Source organism: Streptomyces sp. NPDC007808, from assembly GCF_042868655.1.
Classification (GTDB): domain Bacteria; phylum Actinomycetota; class Actinomycetes; order Streptomycetales; family Streptomycetaceae; genus Streptomyces.
Window position 1 is genome coordinate 65,815 of sequence record NZ_JBIAEQ010000006.1, and the last position, 19,903, is coordinate 85,717.

Sequence of the window (19,903 nt, forward strand, 5' to 3'; positions counted from 1 at the left end):
TCGACTGCATGCCCGATTTCATCACCATCACCGGAGCCCGGGAGAACAACCTCAAGGACGTCACGCTCCGCATCCCGAAAGGCCGGCTGACCGTGTTCACCGGCGTTTCGGGATCGGGGAAGTCGTCGGTCGTGTTCGACACGATCGCGGTGGAGTCCCAGCGCCAGCTGAACGAGACCTTCACGTGGTTCGTGCGCAACCGGCTGCCCAAGTACGAGCGCCCGCACGCGGAGGACCTCCAGGACCTCTCCCCCGCGATCGTCGTCGACCAGCGGCCGATCGGGGGGCACTCCCGGTCCACGGTCGGCACGATGACCGACATCCAGTCGGTGCTGCGGGTGCTGTTCTCCCGGTACGGCGCCCCCAGCGCCGGACCGGCGACCGCGTACTCGTTCAACGACCCGTCCGGTATGTGCCCGGAGTGCGACGGCCTCGGGCGGTCGGTCCGGCCCGACTGGGACCGCATCCTCGACCCGTCCCGTTCCCTGGCCGACGGCGCGGTGCGCTTCCCGCCCTTCGCCGCGGGCACCTGGCAGGGGCAGACGTACACCAACAGCGCCGACCTCGACCCGGACAAACCCGTCGGGCGCTTCACCGCCGCCGAACGCGAGTTCCTGATGCGCGGCCGCCCCGGCAGCAAGGTCAGCGTGTCCGGCTCGGGCGGCACCTGGACCACCGACTACGAGGGCCTGGCCACCCGCTTCGAGCGGTTGTACCTGAAGCGGGACCTGTCGGCGATGAGCCAGAAGACCCGCGACCTGGTGCGGGCGTACCTGACGGAGGGCACCTGCCCGGCCTGCGACGGGGCCCGGCTCAACGCGGCGGCGCTCGCGACCCGGATCAACGGCCGGAACATCGCGGAGTGCGCGCGCATGCAGGTCACCGACCTGATCGCGGTCCTCAAGGACATCGACGACCCGGTAGCCGGCCCCGTCGCACGCGCCGCCGTCACCGCACTCGAACGCGTCGACGCCATCGGCCTGGGCTATCTCAGCCTCGATCGCGAGACGTCCACGCTCTCCGGCGGCGAGGGACAGCGCCTGAAGACGGTCCGCCACCTGGGCTCCAGCCTCACGGGCATGACCTACATCTTCGACGAGCCCAGCGTCGGCCTGCACCCACGCGACGTCGGACGGCTCGGCGACCTGCTGCTGCGACTGCGCGACAAGGGCAACACCGTGCTGGTGGTCGAGCACGACCCGGACCTCATCGCCCTCGCCGATCACGTCGTCGACATGGGACCGGCGGCCGGCGCGGACGGCGGACGGGTCGTGTTCGAGGGGACGCCGGCCGAGCTGGCCGGGTCGGGCACGGTGACCGGGCGGTGCCTGGGCCGCCGTACGGCGATCAAGGCGGACGTACGGCCGACGAACGGTGGGCTCTGGGTGAAGGGCGCCGACCGGCACAACCTGCGGGAGGTGACGGTGCGGTTCCCGACCGGGGTGCTGACCGTGGTGACCGGCGTCGCCGGGTCCGGGAAGAGCACGCTCGTCGCGCAGTTCACGACGGCTCACGAGGGCGCGGTGGTGGTGGACCAGTCGTCGATCGGGATCTCGGGGCGGTCGACTCCGGCGACGTACCTGGGAATCATGGACACGGTACGGAAGATCTTCGCCCGCGAGACGGGCGCCGAGCCGGGCCTGTTCAGCTTCAACTCCTCCGGTGCGTGCGGCACCTGCGAGGGCCGCGGGATCATCTGCACCGACCTCGCCTTCATGGATCCGGTCACCACGACGTGCCACGACTGCGAGGGACGGCGCTTCAAGGACGAGGTGCTGCGGCTGACCGTCGGGGGCAACTCCATCGCGGACGTGATGGAGATGACGGCGGACCAGGCACTGGAGTTCTTCCGGGATCCGGGCCTGCGGCGGCGTCTGCGCGCCCTGCGGGACGTGGGGCTGACCTACCTCACGCTGGGCCAGCCGCTGTCCACGCTGTCCGGCGGGGAACGGCAGCGCATCAAGCTGGCGACGCGGCTGCACCGCACCGGCGCGGTGTACGTCCTCGACGAGCCGACGACCGGGCTGCACATGTCGGACGTCGACGGGCTCCTCGGGCTACTGGACCGGCTGGTCGACGCGGGCAACACGGTGGTGGTCGTCGAGCACAACCTGGACGTGGTGGCGCACGCCGACTGGATCATCGACCTGGGGCCGGACGCCGGTCGCGACGGAGGCCGGGTGATCTTCGAGGGGACCCCGCGGCAGCTCCTCGCGGCACACGGCTCCTTCACCGCGGAGCATCTCAGGAGGGCCACAGCCTGACCACGAGGGTTTTGTACCGGCGGGTAGGCCCTGCATGATGGCGGACCGGTGGCCGATGCATCATGGTCGCCGACACCCGCCACCGATCCGGAGATCCCGTCGTGCCCAGCAAGAAGGCCCTCGTCCGCCGCCCCAGCCCGCGCCTCGCCGAAGGGCTGGTGACGCACATCGAGCGGGAGCAGGTGGACGTCGACCTCGCGGTCGAGCAGTGGGAGGCGTACGTGGCGGCCCTGCGGACGCACGGCTGGGAGACGATCGAGGTCGACCCGGCCGACGATTGCCCCGACGGGGTCTTCGTCGAGGACACGGTCGTCATGTACCGGAACGTCGCGCTGATCACCCGGCCCGGTGCCGAGTCCCGGCGCGGGGAGACCGTCGGCGTCGAGGAGGCCGTCGCCTCGCTCGGCTGCTCCGTGAACTGGATCTGGGAACCGGGCACGCTGGAGGGCGGCGACGTCCTGAAGGTCGGCGACACGATCTACGTAGGCCGCGGCGGCCGTACCAACGCGGCCGGCATCCAGCAGCTGCGGGCCGCCTTCGAACCGCTGGGCGCACGGGTCGTCGCCGTACCGGTCGGCAAGGTGCTGCACCTGAAGTCGGCGATCACGGCGCTGCCCGACGGAACGATCCTCGGCCGGATCCCGCAGCTGGACGTCCCGTCACTGTTCCCGCGCTTCCTGCCGGTTCCGGAGGAGTCCGGCGCCCATGTGGTGCTCCTCGGGGGCGACAAGCTGCTGATGGCCGCGAGCGCGCCGAAGACGGCGGAACTGCTCGCCGACCTCGGCCACGAACCCGTCGTCGTGGACATCAGCGAGTTCGAGAAGCTCGAAGGATGTGTGACATGTCTCTCGGTCCGCATGCGGGAGCTGTACGCCTGACCGGCTGAACGCGAGACTCTCCAGCCCCAGGACCTGCGGGTCCTGGGGCTTTTCGCGTCCCCGGTGAGGCGGGACGAAAACAGCCGCTGATCAGCGGCCTTTACATCACTCTTAACCTACGGCTTCGTAACCTACGGCTTCGTAGCCTACGATCCCGTAAGTTCCCGGCGACCGCTCGCCGGGGGCCTGCCTGTGTTGTGCGTCCCCCTGGAGTACCCGTGACGATCACTTCCCCTCACCTCGGCAGTCCTGCCGTCTGGACCGACGCCCGGCTGTTGTACGCGCTGGAGGAAGTCGTCGAGCAAGAACTCAACCGGCATCTGAAGATCGCCAAGGACTGGATGCCGCACGAGTACGTGCCCTGGACGGACGGCCGTAACTTCCCCGGCCACTTCGAGGACGGGGAGGCCTGGGACAAGGAGCAGTCCAAGGTCACCGAGATCGGCCGCATCGCCCTGGTCGTGAACCTCCTGACCGAGGACAACCTGCCCAGCTACCACCACGAGATCGCCTCGCTCTTCGGCCGGGACGGCGCCTGGGGCACCTGGGTGCACCGCTGGACCGCCGAGGAGGGCCGGCACGGCATCGTGATGCGCGACTACCTGCTCACCTCGCGCGCGGTGGACCCGGACAAGCTGGAGCAGTTCCGGATGGCCCACATGAGCGAGGGCTTCGAGTCGGACAACCGGCACTCGATGCTGCACTCGGTCGCCTACGTGGCCTTCCAGGAGCTCGCGACCCGCATCTCGCACCGCAACACCGGCCACCAGTCCGGTGACCCGGTCTGCGACCGCATGCTGGCGCGTATCGCGACCGACGAGAACCTCCACATGGTCTTCTATCGCAACCTGCTCAAGGCGGCGTTCGAGCTCGCGCCGGACCTCACGATGCAGGCGGTGCGTGACGTGGTCGTGAACTTCCGCATGCCCGGGCACGGCATCCCCGGGTTCGAGCGCGCCGCCGCCCAGATGGCCATCGGTGAGGTGTACAACCTGCGCATCCACCACGACGACGTCCTGCAGCCGGTGCTCCGCTTCCTGAAGATCATGGAGATCGACGGACTCGGCCCGGAGGGGCAGAAGGCGCAGGAGGAGCTGGGGCTGTACATGGGCGGCCTCGACGCCGAGGCCGCGAAGTTCGACGAGAGGCTCGCGGCGCGCAAGGCCCGGATGGCGGCCCGCGCCGCCGGCTGACCGGTAGCACCCGCCGAGACGACGGCCGGCCCGCTCACCTGCGGGCCGGCCGTCGTCGTCCCGGTACGGGCCCCTGCTCGCCCTGTACGCGTGCGAACAGCGGGGTGGAGGAAGGCGGTCGGGCTTCTGCCCGGCCCGGCCGGCGAGGACACCGCCCAGCGGGTCAGGCAAGGACCGGCATGAGCACGTGGGTGACGGGTGACCGTGAGGACGCCCGGCCGGCGCTGATGGGGACGTTCCACGGGAACACGCGGAAGCCGTGGGGACGGCGGGCGCGATCGTCTGGCGTGCTCAGGCTCCCCCTCGCGAAGAGGGCGGGGCGGCCGGCTGCGAACCAGTGTGTTCCGGTTCCGGCGGACATCGCCCGGGAATCGGATGCGAACCGACCGGGCGAACGGCCGCACCGGTTCACGTCCAGCGGGAGGTGCGCCTGAGCTGGAGTCGTTCCTTCTCCGAGAGGCCGCCCCAGACGCCGAAGCGTTCGTCGTTGTTCAAGGCGTACTCGAGGCAGGCGGAGCGGATCGGGCACATGCCGCAGATCCGCTTCGCCTCCCGCACGGAGCTGCCCGGCTCGGGGAAGAAGAAGTCCGCTCCGGTCTGCGCGCACAACGCCTCCTGCTGCCAGGCCAGATCGGGCGAGGTGATCGTTGCGATCGTTTCGATGTGCATGCCCGGGATCGTGCCGGTCGGCGAAAAACGTTCGATCAACGCGCGATATACGAGGCGCGGCCGGGCCCCGGGCCGAGCCGATGGTCCCCTGCCGCGCGTCGCGGTGCACGACGGCGCGCGGGAGCGAGCGGGAGCGGAGCGGGCGCCGGAGGGCGGCAGCCGGTCACGACCCCGGTCACCGTAGGTCGCCTCCGCCGACTGCGTGCTTCCGGCAGCGGTTGTCAGTGGGCGGTGCGAGACTCGGCAGAGCAGGCAACGGGACCCTTCCGAGGAGGGCGATCATGCTCACCACCCGTTATGTCACGGGCGCGCCGAACTGGATCGACCTCGGCACGCCCGACATCGAGGGCGCGAGTTCCTTCTACGGCGGGCTGTTCGGCTGGCGTTTCCAGCCTGGCGGGCCCGAGACCGGTGGTTACGGCCTCTTCCAGCTGGACGGCAGGACCGTGGCCGGCGGCATGCAGACCACACAGGAACAGGGCCCGCCGTCCTTCACCGTGTACTTCCGGACGCCGGACGTGGACGCCACGGCCAAGGCCGCCGAGCAGGCGCACGGCTCGGTTCTGGTGCAGCCCATGGACGTGATGGACCTGGGCCGCATGGCCGTCCTGGCCGACAAGGCGGGCGTCGGCTTCGGCCTGTGGCAGCCCGGCACCAACAAGGGCATGGACGTCGTCCAGGAGCCGGGCTCACTGTGCTGGCTGGAGCTGTACACCACGGACGTGCCGGGCGCGGCGGGGTTCTACAACGCGACGCTCGGGATGGAGACCTTCGCGGTCGACTTCTTCGGCGGCACGTACACGACGTTCGCGCCCGGAGGTGAAGGGGAGGACGCCATGTTCGGCGGGGTCGTGGACAAGGCCGACGACCCGGCGGAGGCGCACGGCCCCGCGTACTGGCTGCCGTACTTCGAGGTCACCGACACGGACGCCACGGTCGCCAGGGCGCAGGAACTGGGCGGCACGGTCCGGATGCCCGCCACGCATCTGCCGGACGTGGGCCGGGTGGCCAAGCTCGCCGACCCCTACGGGGCACGTTTCGCGGTGATCAGGAGCGAGCCGCCGCAGGGCTGAGCAACGCCGGGGGCCCGCTCGGGCCGGCTACGTGCAGCCGTTCGCCCCGGCCGACCCGAACGAGGGGCCCCGGTCTGCTGTTCGGGTGGGCTGAGAGGCGCAGTCTCTCTCAGCCCACCTGATCCGAACGACAGACCCTAGGCGGAAGCCCGCCGCACCAGCGTGGTCGGCAGGACGACGCCGGACGGCATGGCGTCCAGGTCCGGCTCGGCCGTGTGCCGGTCGAGGCCCCGCAGCAGCAGGCGGGCCATCAGCCGGCCCATCTCCTCGATGTCCTGACGGACCGTGGTCAGGGGCGGGTCGGTCTGCTCCGCGACAGGCAGCATGTCGTCGAACCCGACCACGGCGACGTCGTCCGGCACCCGTCGTCCCGCCTCGCGCAGCACCCGAAGGGCGCCGGCCGCGGTGAGGTCGTTGGCGGCGAACACCGCGTCCACATCGGGACAGCGTTCCAGCAACTCGCGCATCGCCCGTTCCCCGCCGCCCGGCGTGAAGTCGCCCTCGACGACGAGCCGGGGATCGGCGCCGACCATGACGTCCCGGTAGCCGTCGAGCCGGTCCACCGCCGAGGTCTGGTCGAGGGCGCCGGTGATGTGCGCGATGCGGGTGCGGCCGAGGGAGGCGAGATGGCGTACGGCGTCGCGGGCACCGCCGCGGTTGTCGCTGTCGACGTAGACGACGCCGTCCCGGTCACCGTGCCAACCGGGGCGTCCGCCGAAGACGGTGGGTACGCCGGCGCGCTGGATCAGCTCGGGCAGCGGGTCCTGGAGGTGCAGCGAGAAGACGAGTGCCCCGTCGACATGCCCGCCTGCGAGGTAGCGGCCGACCCGGGCGTGGTCGTCGCGGCCCTCCGTGAGCAGCAGCACCAGCTGGTTGTCGTGGGCGGTCAGCTCCTTGCTGATGCCGCGCAGTTGCAGGGCGAAGAAAGGGTCGGCGAAGACCCGGGTCTCGGGTTCGGCGACGACGACCGCGATGGCGTCGTGCCGCCGGGTCACGAGGCTGCGGGCGGCCTGGTTGGGCACGTACCCGAGCTCGTCGACGGCCTTGCGGACCCGCTCGACGAGTGGCTCCCTGACCCCGTCCCCGCCGTTGACCACCCGGGACACGGTGGCCCGCGAGACACCGGCCCGTGCGGCCACGGCCTCCAGGGTGGGACGCGGGGCGGTGTCGGTCACTTCGGGGCTCCTCGTCGGCGGTTGCGGATCAGGATAGCCGCCGGGAAGCCGGAGGTGAGAGCGCTCTCGGGTCGTTCGTGGATCACCGAAGGCGCTCCTGGACCTCAAGCCGGCAGGTCCACCGTCCGCCCCACACCCTCCCGCCGCGCCGCCCGGTACGCCGGCCGGCTCGGCGCCAGGTCCTGCCAGGGCAGCCCCACGCGCGCGTAGACCTGGCGGCCCCACGCGCGCTTAGACCGTACGGCTCCGGGCGCTCACCCGCCCCGGATGGTCGCCCCGCGGCACGTCCCTCAAGGTGGCGTCGGCGGCGGGCGGCGCGCGGCGGGAGCCGACCGCCGCCAGGTCCTCCGTACTCGCGGCGAGTTCACGCTCGTCCACCATGAACAGCGCGGCCCGCAGCAGGTCGGCGGACAGCAGATCGGCGGACAGCACCTGCTTGCCGGGTTCGTCGGCGCCCAGGCTCGTCAGGTCCCGGCCTTCCGATGTGTCCGGCAGCCGCAGCAGCGGCTCTCGGGCCCAGGTCGCCGGCAGCACGGTGTCGGCGGCCGCGGCGCCTCCCGCGCCGAGGACACGGCCCGGCCCCGATGCCGTAGCGCGAACGCGGCGGCCCGTTCGGCGTCCGTGTCGTGGACGACGAGCGCGCGGTGCTGCCGCAGCTCCGCCAAGCCCCGCACCATCGACTCGCCCTGGGCTCCCGCGCCGATCACGCCGAGGACGCGCGCCGGGCCGGCCAGCAGGTGGGGTCCCCAGCGCCGGCGACAGCCCGGTGCGCCACGCCGCCACGGTCGCCGGAGACCCGCAGCGCCGGCAACTCCCCGTCCTGCCCGCTGTGCAGGCAGAGCACCCCGCGCAACGCGGGCCGCGCGCCGGGGAACTTGGCGTTCACCTTCACCGTGTACGCCTCGACGCCCGGCAGCACACCGGGGATCAGCGCGGTGGCGGTGCCGGGGAACGGCAGGTCGGTCCGCACCCGTTGCCCGTGACCGCGGCGTCCGGGGCGCGCAGGAAGCCGTCCCGCAGCGCCTCCGGACCGGGTCCGGGTGCCAGTACCGCTTCCAGTTCGCCACGCGTCAGGACAGGGTCACCCGCACATGGGGGTCAATGCCGGTGCGCGGACCCCGAGGAGGACGATCCATGGCCGTGTTCGTGCGGGTCGTACCCGGGAATCGTCCCGTCCGCCTTCTTCACCAGGAACAGCCCCACCATGCCCATGTCCGAGTGGCTCTGCACATGGCAGTGGTACATCCAGGCGCCCGCGCCGACGCCCTCACCCGCGATCACCTGGAAGCCGAAGGAGTCCGCAGGGCCGACGATCTTGTTGTCGACGACCTGGCTGGGGTCGTCGGGCCCGGTGAGCATGCCCGTACGGTTGTCCGCCCAGCGGTGACCATGCATGTGGAAGGTGTGGTAGTACTCGCCGTGCGTGATCACCACGAACTCGACGCGGTCGCCCACCGTGGCCTCGAAATGGGGGCCGCTGTGCGCCGGTCGGTTGTTGATGAGCATGTCGTTGAAGACGACGGTGTGGGTCGCGTCGGGAAGGACGTCGCCCTTGCGGCGCACGATCACCGGCCCGTACAGGCCCTTGCGGATGCCGCCCGTGCCGTGTTCGGTGCCCACGACGTGGTCGTGGTAGTGCCAGTAACCGGCGCTGCCCGCCCGCCAGGTGCCGTCCTTGCGGCGGCCGGGGGCGTGGGTGCGCCAGGTGTAGGTACGGGTGCCGCCGGGTTCGACGTGGCTCCTGTTCAACTTCGTGCCGTCGCTGGTGATCTCGTAGTCCAGCCCGTGGACGTGCAGGCTCACCGGTACGTCCATCGCGTTCTCGAACTCGATGTGCAGGGTGTCGCCCTCGTTGAGCTCGATCGGCGGGCCGGGGATCGTCGCCTTGCCCTTCTCCAGGCCGTATCCCATCTGCCCGTCGGCCAGTTTCTCGGCGTACAGCTTGATGTGTCGAATCTCGCCGCCGGCCGGGGCCGTCCTGGGCGGGGCGTCGGCGCCCGCGGCCTCGGGCACCGACCCCAGCGACAACGATGTCGCGACGGTCGCGCCGCCCAGCAGTACGCGCCGGTTGAAGGTACGCCTGTCGACGTTGCGTCTGTTGCCTCTGTCCATGCCGAACTCCCCATGGCAGTACGGACATTGCGGGGATGAACCGGTGAGACGGTACCGGCCGTCGCGCCGTTCATCCACTGTCAGGACAAAGTTCGCCCCAGTCCGGTCATAGGTATTGGCGAGTCGCTCAAAGGGGTCTAGCTTCCTTGTCGCTGTTGCTGTGACCGAGGAGGTGCCCATGCACGTGCGAGGGCTGAGCGCGAGAAGACGCACCTGGGTGGCCACCGTGGCTGCCGGGGCCGTCGCCGCCGGAGTGATGTCGGCCCCGGCAGCCGACGCACGCCCGGCCCCTGAGCCATCCCTGACAACGATGTCCGTCAAGTCGCCGCCGGGCGGCGCAAATGTACGGGTGCTGATCTTCCACGGGTCGGCGGCGGCCGGTGAGGAGTCGCCCCTGGTGAACGCCGGTATCGAGGCGATCGAGAAGATCGGCCTGTCCGGGCCGGCCGACCGGCGCTTCAAGGTCGAGGCCACCAAGGACGCCTCGGTCTTCACCGACGGGACGAAGCTGGGCCGCTTCAACGCGATCGTGTTCCTCACGGGCGGCGGCGACGTACTCGACCCGGAGCAGGAGGCGGGCCTGGAGGCCTACATGGAGGCGGGCGGCGGTTTCGTCGGCATCCATGACGCGGCCCGCGCCGAACCGTACTCGGACTGGTTCAGCGGATTGATCGGCGCCCGCCCGGCGTCCGGTGGCCCGGCGGACGTGCAGCGGGCGGTCGTCGAGGTCGGCGACCGGCGGCATCCGGCCACCAAGGACCTGCCGTTGCAGTGGAAGCGGCCGGACAAGTGGCTGAACTGGGCCAAGAACCCGTCCGGCACGGTGCACACGGTCGCCCGGGTCCGGGAGGCGTCGTACCGGCCCGGCACGGGCGCCAACGGCTGGGACCACCCGGTGAGTTGGTGCCGCGACTACGACGGCGGCCGCTCCTTCTACACCGGCATGGGCGGCACGGTGTCGTCGTACGACGAGACCGACTTCCGTACGCATCTGCGCGGCGCCCTGCTGTGGACCACCCGGCTCGCCCAGGCCGACTGCAAGGCCACCATCACCGGCAACTACCAGGCCGAGCGCCTGACCAAGGCCAACCAGCCGGGCCGCAACGACCAGATCGGCGAGCCCCACGGCCTGGTCACGGCGCCCGACGGACGGGTGCTGTACATCGGGCGGGGCGGGGCCGACTCCTCCCAGCCGGTCGTCACCGACTGGAACAACCCGGACATCGGCAAGGGCAAGGGCGAGATCCACGTCTACGACCCGAGGACCAAGAAGGTCACGCTCGCGGGCGAGTTGACCGTCTTCGGCAACAAGGGCGGCGGGGACGAGCTGATCAAGGTGGAGGAGGGGCTGCTCGGCATCGAGCTGGATCCGCGCTTCGAGCAGAACGGCTGGGTGTACCTGCACTACACCCCGCACTCGCGGATCAACCGCGACACGCGGATGGCCGAACGGCGGGTCTCCCGCTTCACCCTGGACCCGGCCACCGACAAGCTGGACCTGGGCAGTGAGAAGGTGCTGCTCTCGTGGCCGGTGCAGATCCACAGCTGCTGCCACGCGGGGGGCGGGATGGCCTGGGACTCCGAGGGCAACCTGTACATCGCGACCGGCGACAACAACTCCAGCCGCTTCAGCGACGGTTACTCGGGCAACAACCCGGAACCGAACTACAAGGGCGTGTCCTTCGCCGACGCGCGCCGCACCGCCGGCAACACCAACAACCTCAACGGCAAGATCCTGCGCATCCACCCGGAGCCGGACGGGACGTACACGCTCCCCGAGGGCAACCTCTTCACCGGCGAGGAGACCGCCGAGGGCGGAGGCAAGACGCGCGGCGAGATCTATGTGATGGGCGTCAGGAACCCGGCGCGCATCTTCGTCGACCAGCGGACCGACACCCTGTACGCCGGCTGGGTCGGCCCGGACGCCTCGGCGCCCTCCCCGACCTGGGGCCCGGCGAAGTACGACACGTTCGCCGTCATCACCGAGGCGGGCAACCGGGGCTGGCCGTACTGCATGGGCAACAAGCAGCCCTACCGGGACCGCAACCTGCCCGATCCGACGAAGCCGCTGGGCTGGTACGACTGTGACCACCCGAAGAACGAGTCACCGAACAACGACGGCCTCGTCAACCTCCCGCCGGTCACCGGCAACAACATCTGGTATTCGCCGCAGGGCGGCGCCCCGGACTTCCCGCGCGACGCGAACGGTGTGCCGTCGTACAAGCAGGACGAGGCCACGTACGGGCTGCCCTGGCTCAAGGGCGGCGGACAGGCGGCGATGAACGGGCCGGTCTACCGGTACGACGACGCCGCATCGGCCGACAGTGGCGTCAGGTGGCCGGCGTACTGGGACGGCAAGTGGTTCGTCGGCGACTTCTACGACGGCGACCAGCCCCGCAACGCGGTGATCACCGACCCCAAGACGCACGGGGACGGCGGGCTGCCGGTGCACTCGGAGTCGCTGAAGAAGATCGTGCCGACCGGCAACGAGGGGATCAGGAACCTCATGGACTGGAAGTTCGGCCCGGACGGCGCGCTGTACGTGCTCGACTACGGCCGCGGCTTCTTCACCTCGGACGCCAGGTCGGCGCTGTGGCGGGTGACCTACACGGGCGGTGGGCCGACTCCGGCCGCCGACCTGCTGGCGAGAGGAGGAGGCCGGTGATACGCCGAAGTCGGCAACGAAGAGTCTGGACGACGCTGCTGGCGGCGCTGCTGGTGATGCTGGGCCTGCAGGCCGCGCCCGCCGCCGGGCAGCCCGAGGCCCCGTCCGACGCGGCCGCGGCTGCGCAGGTGCTCACCTGGACCGCCGGTGACGACATCACCAAGTACACGACGGCGCCCACGACGGCCGTCGCGGGTCGGGCGACGATCGTCTTCGAGAACAGCACGGCGACCGGGAACACCACCGGGATGCCGCACACGCTGACTTTCGACACCTCGGACGTCGAGTTCAACAGCGATGTGCAGCTCAACCTCCTCGCCAACCCGAACGACGACCAGGGCGGCCGGCACACCGCCGAGGTCACGCTCACCCCCGGCCGCTACCGTTACTACTGCACGATTCCCGGTCACGGGCAGATGCAGGGCATCCTCGTGGTGACCGAGGGCACCGGCGAGGACACGACGGCGCCCGAGGCGTCGGCCCACGTCAGCGGGGTGCAGAACGCACAGGGCCAGTACGTCGGTTCGGCGAGCGTGGCGATCCACGCCACCGACGAGGGCGGCTCCGGACCGGACCGGATCGAGTACGCGGCCGGTGACGCGGGCGTCTGGCAGCCGTACACCGCCCCGGTCGTCGTCGACCGGGTCGGCGACCACAGGATCCGTTACCGCGCCTTCGACAAGGCGGGCAACGTCTCGGCGGAGAAGAGCGTCGCGTTCACGGTCGTCGCGCCGCCGACCGACGACACGACGGCGCCCGAGACGTCGGCGACGGTCACCGGCGAGCAGAACCCCGACGGTGCGTACATCGACATGGCGACCGTCACCGTCACCGCCTCCGACACCGGTTCCGGCGTCAACACCGTCGAGTACGCGATCGGTTCGGGCGCCTGGCGGCCGTACACCGCGCCCGTCATGGTGCACGAGGCCGGTACGCACACGGTGCGCTACCGGGCCACCGACAAGGCGGGCAACGTCGCCGCCGAGAAGAGTGTGCGGTTCACCGTCGTGGTGACGCCGGACCCGGACACGACGCCCCCGGTGACGGGTGTGACGGTCGAGGGCACGAGGAACTCGGACGGGGCGTACGTCGGCAACGCCAGGGTGACCCTCACGGCGACCGACGCGCACGGTTCGGGGATCGACCGGATCGAGTACGCGCTGGACGGCGGGCCGTACCTGGCGTACGGCGCCCCGGTGGTCGTCGACCGCGCGGGTACCCACACCCTGGCGTACCGGGCGACGGACAAGGCGGGCAACACGTCGGCGGCGCGCACGGTGACCTTCACCGTGGTGTCCGGTCAGGTGCCCGCCCCCAACTGCCCCGAGTTCGACGAGCGGTTGACGGTGATCGTCGGCACGGTCGACTCGGGTGTCCCGAACCGCCTGACCGACAGCCGGTGCCGGATCAACGAGTTGATCGAGGACGAGAAGCAGTGGACGTCCCACGCGCTGTTCCTCAAGCACGTCACGACGGTCCTGGACGAGCTCCTGAGGGACGGCGTCGTCGACCGGCGCGAGTACGACGCCGTCCGCAAGGCCGCCCGGCAGTCGGGGATCGGCAAGCCGGGTCAGACCGAGGGCTACCGTCCGATCCTCGACGGAAGCGCGGAGTCCTTCGCCAAGTGGCAGCACGTGGGCGGCGGTTCGTTCGGGCTCAACGCCGACGGGTCGATCACCAGCGGGACGACCAGGCCGGGTCTGGGCATGCTGTGGTTCCCGCAGCGCAAGTACGGTGACTTCTCGCTGCGGCTCCAGTGGCGGGACGACGCACCGGGCACGGGCCACGCCAACTCCGGCGTGTTCGTCCGCTTCCCGTGGATCCACGACCACCCGGAGGAGCCTCGTCCGGAGTGGGTCGCCATCAAGTACGGCCATGAGGTGCAGGTGCTCGACCGGCCCGACGGCGACATGTACAAGACGGGCTCGGTCTACGGCTTCGACCGCGTCGGGCTCGCGGGCGCCGGCGTCACGCAGAAGGGCACCTGGAACGACTACGAGATCCGTGTGGTCGACCAGCACTACTCGGTGTACCGCAACGGCGTGCTGATCAACGAGTTCGACAACGCCGGCGGCCAGGCGTTCACGCCGCCGCGCTCGGACGACCCGGGCACGGACGGGCGCCGGTTCGCCTCCGGCTACGTCGGGCTCCAGGTGCACGGCACGACGGACGTGGTGTCGTACCGGGACATCCGGATCAAGGAGCTGTAGGAGGCGCCTCGGGTGCCTTTCTGGCGCGGCTCGGCTGTACCCGCTTGGGTTCTCCCGGCATCTTCGGATACTCGGGCGGGTACGGCAGATCACCGAGTCCGTGGTCGCGCTCGTCCTGGTTGGCCAGCTCCAGCAGGGCCTCCAGGGAGAAGCGGTGGTCGTCCATGTCCGCGTGTACGTCGCCGAGTTCGGCGAAGCGGGCGGGCATGGTGGCCAGGTCGAAGTCCCGGGGGTGGGCGACGCCCACCTCGTCCCAGCGCAGCGGCGCGGAGACCGGGGCGTGCGGGCGTGGCCGTACGGAGTAGGCGGAGGCGATGGTCCGGTCGCGGGCCGTCTGGTTGTAGTCGAGGAAGATGCGCTCGCCCCGCTCCTCCTTCCACCACTTGATCGTCACGCGGTCCGGCATCCGCCGCTCCATCTCCCGGCCCACGGCGATCGCGGCCCGCCGCACCTGGGTGAAGGTCCAGCGCGGCTCGATCGGTACGAAGACGTGCAGGCCGCGGCCGCCGGAGGTCTTGGGCCAGCCGCGCAGGCCACCGAACTCGTCGAGCACGGCACGCAGTTCGTGGGCGGCGCGGACGGCGTCGTCGTAGTCGGTGCCGGGCTGCGGGTCGAGGTCGATGCGGAGTTCGTCGGGACGGTCGACGTCGTCGCGCCGCACCGGCCAGGGGTGGAAGGTGAGCGTGCCGTACTGGGCGGCCCACAGGACGGCGGCCTCCTCGGTGGGGCACATCTCGTCGGCGCTGCGGCCGCTGGGGAAGGTGATGTGGGCGGTGGGGATCCAGTCGGGCATGTTCTTCGGTGCCCGCTTCTGGAAGAACCACTCGCCGGTGACGCCGTCCGGGTAGCGCTCCAGGGTGGTGGGTCTGTCGCGCAGCGCGCGCAGGATGCCGGGCCCGACGGCGACGTAGTAGCGGGCGAGGTCGAGCTTGGTGAAGCCGCGCTCGGGGAAGAAGACCTTGCCCGGATTGGACAGGCGCACGGTCCTGCCGCCCGCCTCCAGCTCCACCGCTTCTGCCATGCGTGCCACGGTAGGCGGACGGCGCACACCTCGCACACCGGGCGGCCGTGCATCCGGGCGCCCGAGCCGGGGCGCCCGGATGCGGGCCCGGGGGCGCCGCATGATCCTGGTGCCATGCAGACGCCGCCGCCCGTGATCGTCTACCCGCCCGCCGAGGACGGCGGGCGACGGGTCCGTGCCGGTGATCACTTCCTCGGGATGGCGTACACGCTGCTGGACATCGTCGAGTTCCTGCGCCGCTTCGGCCATGAGGACGTCGAGCCGGAGGACGTCGCGGCGGCCACGTGGATCGAGTGGCGGGGCGGCGGCCCACAGGTCTGGACCGGGACCGCCGGGTGAGGACAGAACCTCGACTCGGCGCCTCGGCAGGACCGGCTGAGGAAGCGCTGTCGTACGCCCACGGGCTCGGCCTCGCTCGGTAGCGCATTCCCGGGTGGGCGCGTCGGCAGCGGCATGCGTTCCGGGCGGTCTGGCCGGGCCCGGCGGGACGGGGCAAACACCCAGGTGACGGGGAGTGCCGTGGTGCGGGCGTGCGGCAGGCGGGCTTCGGGAACCGCTCGTAGAGTCGGAGCATGGACCTGCCGGTGATGCCGCCCGTGAAGCCGATGCTCGCCAAGTCGGTGGCGAGGATCCCGCCGGGCATGCAGTACGAGGCGAAGTGGGACGGGTTCCGGGCGATCGTGTTCCGGGACGGGGCCGAAGTCGAGCTGGGCAGTCGTACCGGAAAGCCGTTGACCAGGTACTTTCCGGAGCTGGTGGCGGGTCTGAAGGAGCGGTTGCCGCAGCGGTGCGTCCTGGACGGGGAGATCGTGATCGCACGGGAGGGGCGGCTGGACTTCGACGCGCTCACCGAGCGCATCCACCCGGCCGACTCCCGGGTGCGGATGCTGGCCGAGCGGACCCCCGCGTCCTTCGTGGCTTTCGACCTGCTCGCGCTGGACGACAGGTCCACGCTGGACGTCCCGCTCGCGGACCGGCGGGCGCTGCTCACCACGGCGTTGTCCGGTGTGACGGCTCCGGTGCATGTGGCCCCGGCGACCACCGACATCGAGACGGCCCAGGGATGGTTCGAGCAGTACGAGGGGGCCGGGCTCGACGGTGTCATCGCCAAGCCGCTCACCCTGCGCTATCTCCAGGACGAGCGCGCCATGTTCAAGATCAAGCACGAGCGGACGGCGGACGTCGTCGTCGCGGGCTACCGCCTGCACAAGAGCGGTCCGGTGGTGGGATCCCTGCTGCTCGGCCTGTACGACGACCACGGCGTCCTGCAGCACGTGGGCGTGTCGGCGGCGTTCCCGATGAAGCGGCGCGCCGAACTCGTCGAGGAGCTGGAGCCGCTGCGCATGGAGGAGGTGCGGGGGCACCCGTGGGCCGCCTGGTCCGACGAGGCGGCGCATGAGTCGGCCCGGCTGCCGGGCGCGCCGAGCCGCTGGTCGGGCAAGAAGGACCTGTCCTGGGTCCCGCTGCGGCCGGAGTGGGTGGCCGAGGTGGCGTACGACCACATGGAGAACGGGGCGCGTTTCCGGCACACGGCCCGCTTCCGCCGCTGGCGCCCCGACCGCACCCCGGAGAGCTGCACCTACGCGCAGTTGGAGGAGCCGGTGCGCTACGACCTCGCGGAGATCTTCGCGCCGCAGGTCTGAGCCACCGCAGCGTCAGGGCTTCATCAGCACCTTGATGGCGCCCTCCTCCTTGCGCTGGAACATCTCGTACGCGTGCGGAGCCTCGCTCAGCGGCACCCGGTGCGTGGCGAAGTCGTCGACGCCGAGGGGATCGTCGTCCGTCAGGTACGGCACGATGTCGTCGCTCCAGCGGCGGACGTTGGCCTGGCCCATCCGGATCTGGATCTGCTTGTCGAACAGCGTGAGCAGCGGCAGCGGGTCGGCCATACCGCCGTAGACGCCGGACAGCGAGATGGTGCCGCCGCGCCGTACCAGGTCGATGGCGGTGTAGAGGGCGGCGAGCCGGTCGACGCTGAAACGCTCGGCCATCGGGCCGCTCAGCTTGCGCGGCAGCAGGGCGGAGGTGTTCTGCACCAGCCGGGCCACCGCGCTGCCGTGGGCCTCCGTGCCGACCGCGTCGATCACCGCGTCCGGGCCACGGCCGTCGGTCTCGTCGCGGATCGCGGCGACCAGTTCCTTCTCGTCGTCGAAGGACGTGAGGTCGTACGTGTCCACGCCCCGCTCCCGCACCCGGCGCAGTCGTTCCGGCACCAGGTCCACGCCGAAGATGCGTCCGGCGCCCCGCAGCCGGGCGATCCGGCAGGCCATGTCACCGATGGGCCCGAGGCCGAGCACCGCGACGCTGCCGCCCTGCGGGATCCCGGCGTACTCGACCGCCTGCCAGGCTGTGGGCAGGACGTCGGAGAGGTAGACGAACCGGTCGTCGGCCGGGCCCTCGGGGATCTTGATCGGGCCGAACTGCGCCTGCGGTACCCGCAGGTACTCGGCCTGGGCACCCGGCACCGAGCCGTACAGCCGCGTGTAGCCGAACAGGGCGGCTCCCATGCCCTCGCCGCTGACCTGGGTGGTCTCGCACTGGGTCGGCAGCCCGGTGAGGCACATCCAGCAGTTGCCGCAGGCGATCTGGAACGGCACCACGACCCGGTCGCCGGCCTGGAGGTCCGGCACGGCGGCTCCGACCTCCTCGACGATGCCGATCGGTTCGTGGCCGAGGATGTCCCCCGGGGTCATGAACGGGGTGAGCACCTCGTACAGATGCAGGTCGGAGCCGCACAGCCCGGTCGACGTGACGCGGATGACCGCGTCCGTCGGCTCCTGGATCCGGGGATCCGGCACGTTCTCCACGCGCACGTCACGCTTGCCCTGCCAGGTCACTGCCCTCATCGCCCCGTGCTCCCTCCGTCGCCAGTGCGCGTCCGTTCGTACGGTGGGCGCCGGGTACCCCTGGGGTCCTCGGCCGAACCGCTCGACGGACCCGATCGGCCGCCGGCCCGTGGGCCGATAGGTGGACCACCGCAGACGGGTCGGAACCGAACGGGTATGGGCATCTATTAACTGATAAGCGCACAATTGATGACACAGATCGGGCGGGTGGGTGCGGGTGACGAAAGCGCACGGACAACGAGGGGCGCGCACCAGACGCGTCACGACCCTGGCGGGCCTTCTGGCCGCCGCGCTGACGGCCTCCCTGGCGGCAGGCTGCACGACGTCGGACGGTTCTCGCGACGACGGCCGCGGCCAGGTGCTCCCCCCGTCGCCGAGCGAGCGCGCGAACGAGTCCCTCGCATCAGGGGAGGCGGTGCTCGCCGTCAAGATCGACAACGCCCGCGCCGCTCGTCCCCACACGGGCCTGAACGCCGCGGACATCGTCTACGTCGAGCAGGTCGAAGGCGGTCTGAGCCGTCTGATGGCGGTGTACGCGCAGCAGCTGCCGAAGTACGTCGGGCCGGTACGCAGCGCGCGCGAGACCGATCTGGAGCTGCTGCGCCAGTTCGACCGGCCGATGCTCGCCTACTCGGGAGCGCAGAGGAAGCTGGAGCCGCTGATCGACAAGGCCCCGCTGCAGGCGAGGCCGGCGGAAGACAAACACCCCGCGTACTTCCGCTACTCCAAGCGGCCCTCGCCGCACAACCTCTACCTGCGCCCGCACCGGCTGATGGCTTCCCCGCCGGGCACCGACGTCCTGACGACCGGCTTCCGCTTCGGCGCCGCCCCGCCGGGCGGCAAGGCCGTGGCCTCCCAGACCGTGCGCTACCCGGCGGCGCGCTTCACCTTCACCTGGTCCAGGAGTCACGACCGCTGGCTGGTCGCCATGGACGGCAAGGCCGCGAGGACGACCGACGGAAAGCGGGTGACGGCCGGGACGGTCATCGTCCAGTACGTCAAGGTGCGCGCGTCCGCCTTCCACGACTTCCTCGGCAACAACACGCCGTACACCGAGACGGTGGGTGCGGGAAAGGCGCGGGTGCTGCGCGACGGGCTCGCCTACGACGCCAGATGGAAGCGCCCGAAGACCACGTCCGGCACGAGGTTCACCACCGCCGCGGGCAAGCCGATGCTCTTCCAGCACGGTCAGGTGTGGGTGGTCTTCGCGCAGGCGCGCTGAGCGTCCGGCAGGCGGGTCAGGGCCGGCCGGTGAGGGGTTCCGCAGGGTTGCGGAGCCCCTCGGCCGCGTCCGCGACGCGCCGGATGAGAGCGAAGAACTGCGTCTGCTCCTCGGCTGACAGCGGAGCGAGGAAGACCTGGTTCATCCGGGCCGTGCGGACGGTCAGCTTGCGGTGGGTGCGCAGCCCGTCGTCCGTCAGTCGCAGCAGGAAGCGGCGGCCGTCCTGGGGGTCGCGCACCTTGTCCAGCAGCCCGCGACGGCCGAGCCGGCTGATCACCTCGGCGATGGTGGACCGGTCGAGTCCCACCCGCTCGCCCACCGTGCGCTGGTCGAGACCCGGTTCGGCGACGAGGGTGTTGAGGACGGCGAACTGGGGCGAGGTGATCTCCTCGGAGACCATCGTGTTCCACAGCAGGTAGTGCGCCTGCTGGAGCCTCCGGGCCAGATGCCCGGGGTGCGTCGCGAGGTCCACGGCGGCCATCCGCGCTCCCATGCTCGTCATCATCGGTGCACTGAACAATACTCGCCCCTGCAGGACGTGTCTCGGGTCCCAGCACCCCAGGCGGGTTCACGTT

17 protein-coding genes are annotated in these 19,903 nt (G+C 70.9%); 9 read left to right on the top strand and 8 right to left on the bottom strand.

The window, feature by feature from the left end; all coding sequences use genetic code 11:
• Positions 1–8 precede the first annotated feature (8 nt).
• From ACFYNL_RS22685 to ACFYNL_RS22695, 3 genes are all read left to right on the top strand, one after another.
• A complete protein-coding gene (locus ACFYNL_RS22685) occupies positions 9–2,264 on the top strand; it encodes an ATP-binding cassette domain-containing protein (protein ID WP_388806377.1) in 2,256 nt (751 codons plus the stop codon).
• A 101-nt stretch (positions 2,265–2,365) separates the two neighbouring features.
• The gene (ddaH, locus tag ACFYNL_RS22690; RefSeq protein ID WP_388806379.1) at positions 2,366–3,142 is read left to right on the top strand and encodes a dimethylargininase; all 777 of its coding nucleotides are present in this window, start codon (positions 2,366–2,368) and stop codon (positions 3,140–3,142) included.
• 218 nt (positions 3,143–3,360) lie between these two features.
• Positions 3,361–4,335, top strand: a complete 975-nt coding sequence (locus ACFYNL_RS22695) for an acyl-ACP desaturase (protein ID WP_388806381.1) — start codon at positions 3,361–3,363, stop codon at positions 4,333–4,335.
• Between the two features lie 408 nt (positions 4,336–4,743).
• Here ACFYNL_RS22695 and ACFYNL_RS22700 read toward each other — a convergent pair whose 3' ends face one another.
• Positions 4,744–5,004 (bottom strand): WhiB family transcriptional regulator, encoded by a 261-nt coding sequence (locus ACFYNL_RS22700; protein ID WP_388806383.1) that lies wholly within the window; start codon positions 5,002–5,004, stop codon positions 4,744–4,746.
• A 281-nt stretch (positions 5,005–5,285) separates the two neighbouring features.
• On the opposite strand from ACFYNL_RS22700, the gene ACFYNL_RS22705 reads away from it, so the two are divergent.
• The gene (locus ACFYNL_RS22705) at positions 5,286–6,077 is read left to right on the top strand and encodes a VOC family protein (RefSeq protein WP_388806385.1); all 792 of its coding nucleotides are present in this window, start codon (positions 5,286–5,288) and stop codon (positions 6,075–6,077) included.
• A 137-nt stretch (positions 6,078–6,214) separates the two neighbouring features.
• On the opposite strand, the gene ACFYNL_RS22710 is transcribed toward ACFYNL_RS22705, so the two are convergent.
• From ACFYNL_RS22710 to ACFYNL_RS22725, 4 genes are all read right to left on the bottom strand, one after another.
• On the bottom strand, positions 6,215–7,252 hold the full coding sequence (locus tag ACFYNL_RS22710; RefSeq protein WP_388806387.1) for a LacI family DNA-binding transcriptional regulator: 1,038 nt from the start codon (positions 7,250–7,252) through the stop codon (positions 6,215–6,217).
• 231 nt (positions 7,253–7,483) lie between these two features.
• Complete coding sequence (locus tag ACFYNL_RS22715; RefSeq protein WP_388806389.1) at positions 7,484–7,786, bottom strand: hypothetical protein; 303 nt, start codon at positions 7,784–7,786, stop codon at positions 7,484–7,486.
• Between the two features lie 169 nt (positions 7,787–7,955).
• On the bottom strand, positions 7,956–8,222 hold the full coding sequence (locus tag ACFYNL_RS22720) for a hypothetical protein (RefSeq protein WP_388806391.1): 267 nt from the start codon (positions 8,220–8,222) through the stop codon (positions 7,956–7,958).
• A 128-nt stretch (positions 8,223–8,350) separates the two neighbouring features.
• Positions 8,351–9,364, bottom strand: coding sequence for a multicopper oxidase domain-containing protein (locus ACFYNL_RS22725; RefSeq protein WP_388806393.1), 1,014 nt, complete (start codon positions 9,362–9,364; stop codon positions 8,351–8,353).
• 178 nt (positions 9,365–9,542) lie between these two features.
• On the opposite strand from ACFYNL_RS22725, the gene ACFYNL_RS22730 reads away from it, so the two are divergent.
• Both ACFYNL_RS22730 and ACFYNL_RS22735 read left to right on the top strand, forming a co-directional pair.
• The gene (locus ACFYNL_RS22730; protein ID WP_388806395.1) at positions 9,543–12,029 is read left to right on the top strand and encodes a ThuA domain-containing protein; all 2,487 of its coding nucleotides are present in this window, start codon (positions 9,543–9,545) and stop codon (positions 12,027–12,029) included.
• A 56-nt stretch (positions 12,030–12,085) separates the two neighbouring features.
• Positions 12,086–14,239 (top strand): OmpL47-type beta-barrel domain-containing protein, encoded by a 2,154-nt coding sequence (locus tag ACFYNL_RS22735; RefSeq protein WP_388807281.1) that lies wholly within the window; start codon positions 12,086–12,088, stop codon positions 14,237–14,239.
• Here the strand turns inward: ACFYNL_RS22735 and ligD are convergent.
• Entirely contained in the window at positions 14,226–15,260 is a 1,035-nt protein-coding gene (gene ligD, locus ACFYNL_RS22740) for a non-homologous end-joining DNA ligase (protein WP_388806397.1), read from the bottom strand. The two genes, ACFYNL_RS22735 and ligD, sit on opposite strands and share 14 nt — an antisense overlap.
• A gap of 114 nt (positions 15,261–15,374) precedes the next feature.
• Between ligD and ACFYNL_RS22745 the strand changes: the two genes are divergently transcribed.
• Both ACFYNL_RS22745 and ACFYNL_RS22750 read left to right on the top strand, forming a co-directional pair.
• Complete coding sequence (locus ACFYNL_RS22745; protein ID WP_388806399.1) at positions 15,375–15,599, top strand: hypothetical protein; 225 nt, start codon at positions 15,375–15,377, stop codon at positions 15,597–15,599.
• Positions 15,600–15,832: 233 nt separating this feature from the next.
• Complete coding sequence (locus tag ACFYNL_RS22750) at positions 15,833–16,903, top strand: ATP-dependent DNA ligase (protein ID WP_388806400.1); 1,071 nt, start codon at positions 15,833–15,835, stop codon at positions 16,901–16,903.
• A gap of 12 nt (positions 16,904–16,915) precedes the next feature.
• On the opposite strand, the gene ACFYNL_RS22755 is transcribed toward ACFYNL_RS22750, so the two are convergent.
• Positions 16,916–18,106 carry a zinc-dependent alcohol dehydrogenase gene (locus ACFYNL_RS22755; protein ID WP_388806402.1) on the bottom strand — a complete coding sequence of 397 codons (1,191 nt, stop codon included), beginning with the start codon at positions 18,104–18,106 and terminating at the stop codon, positions 16,916–16,918.
• A gap of 217 nt (positions 18,107–18,323) precedes the next feature.
• Between ACFYNL_RS22755 and ACFYNL_RS22760 the strand changes: the two genes are divergently transcribed.
• A complete protein-coding gene (locus ACFYNL_RS22760) occupies positions 18,324–19,328 on the top strand; it encodes a DUF3048 domain-containing protein (protein ID WP_388806404.1) in 1,005 nt (334 codons plus the stop codon).
• Positions 19,329–19,344: 16 nt separating this feature from the next.
• On the opposite strand, the gene ACFYNL_RS22765 is transcribed toward ACFYNL_RS22760, so the two are convergent.
• Positions 19,345–19,809 (bottom strand): MarR family winged helix-turn-helix transcriptional regulator, encoded by a 465-nt coding sequence (locus tag ACFYNL_RS22765; RefSeq protein ID WP_388807282.1) that lies wholly within the window; start codon positions 19,807–19,809, stop codon positions 19,345–19,347.
• Between the last annotated feature and the right edge of the window lie 94 nt (positions 19,810–19,903).

Bases quoted from the DNA above. Each gene is read 5' to 3' on its own strand.
- ACFYNL_RS22685 (WP_388806377.1), top strand. From the start codon at position 9: ATGCCCGATTTCATCACCATCACCGGAGCCCGGGAGAACAACCTCAAG.
- ACFYNL_RS22700 (WP_388806383.1), bottom strand. From the start codon at position 5,004: ATGCACATCGAAACGATCGCAACGATCACCTCGCCCGATCTGGCCTGG.
- ACFYNL_RS22705 (WP_388806385.1), top strand. From the start codon at position 5,286: ATGCTCACCACCCGTTATGTCACGGGCGCGCCGAACTGGATCGACCTC.
- ACFYNL_RS22725 (WP_388806393.1), bottom strand. From the start codon at position 9,364: ATGGACAGAGGCAACAGACGCAACGTCGACAGGCGTACCTTCAACCGG.
- ACFYNL_RS22730 (WP_388806395.1), top strand. From the start codon at position 9,543: ATGCACGTGCGAGGGCTGAGCGCGAGAAGACGCACCTGGGTGGCCACC.
- ACFYNL_RS22735 (WP_388807281.1), top strand. From the start codon at position 12,086: ATGCTGGGCCTGCAGGCCGCGCCCGCCGCCGGGCAGCCCGAGGCCCCG.
- ligD (WP_388806397.1), bottom strand. From the start codon at position 15,260: ATGGCAGAAGCGGTGGAGCTGGAGGCGGGCGGCAGGACCGTGCGCCTG.
- ACFYNL_RS22745 (WP_388806399.1), top strand. From the start codon at position 15,375: ATGCAGACGCCGCCGCCCGTGATCGTCTACCCGCCCGCCGAGGACGGC.
- ACFYNL_RS22750 (WP_388806400.1), top strand. From the start codon at position 15,833: ATGGACCTGCCGGTGATGCCGCCCGTGAAGCCGATGCTCGCCAAGTCG.
- ACFYNL_RS22755 (WP_388806402.1), bottom strand. From the start codon at position 18,106: ATGAGGGCAGTGACCTGGCAGGGCAAGCGTGACGTGCGCGTGGAGAAC.
- ACFYNL_RS22765 (WP_388807282.1), bottom strand. From the start codon at position 19,809: ATGGCCGCCGTGGACCTCGCGACGCACCCCGGGCATCTGGCCCGGAGG.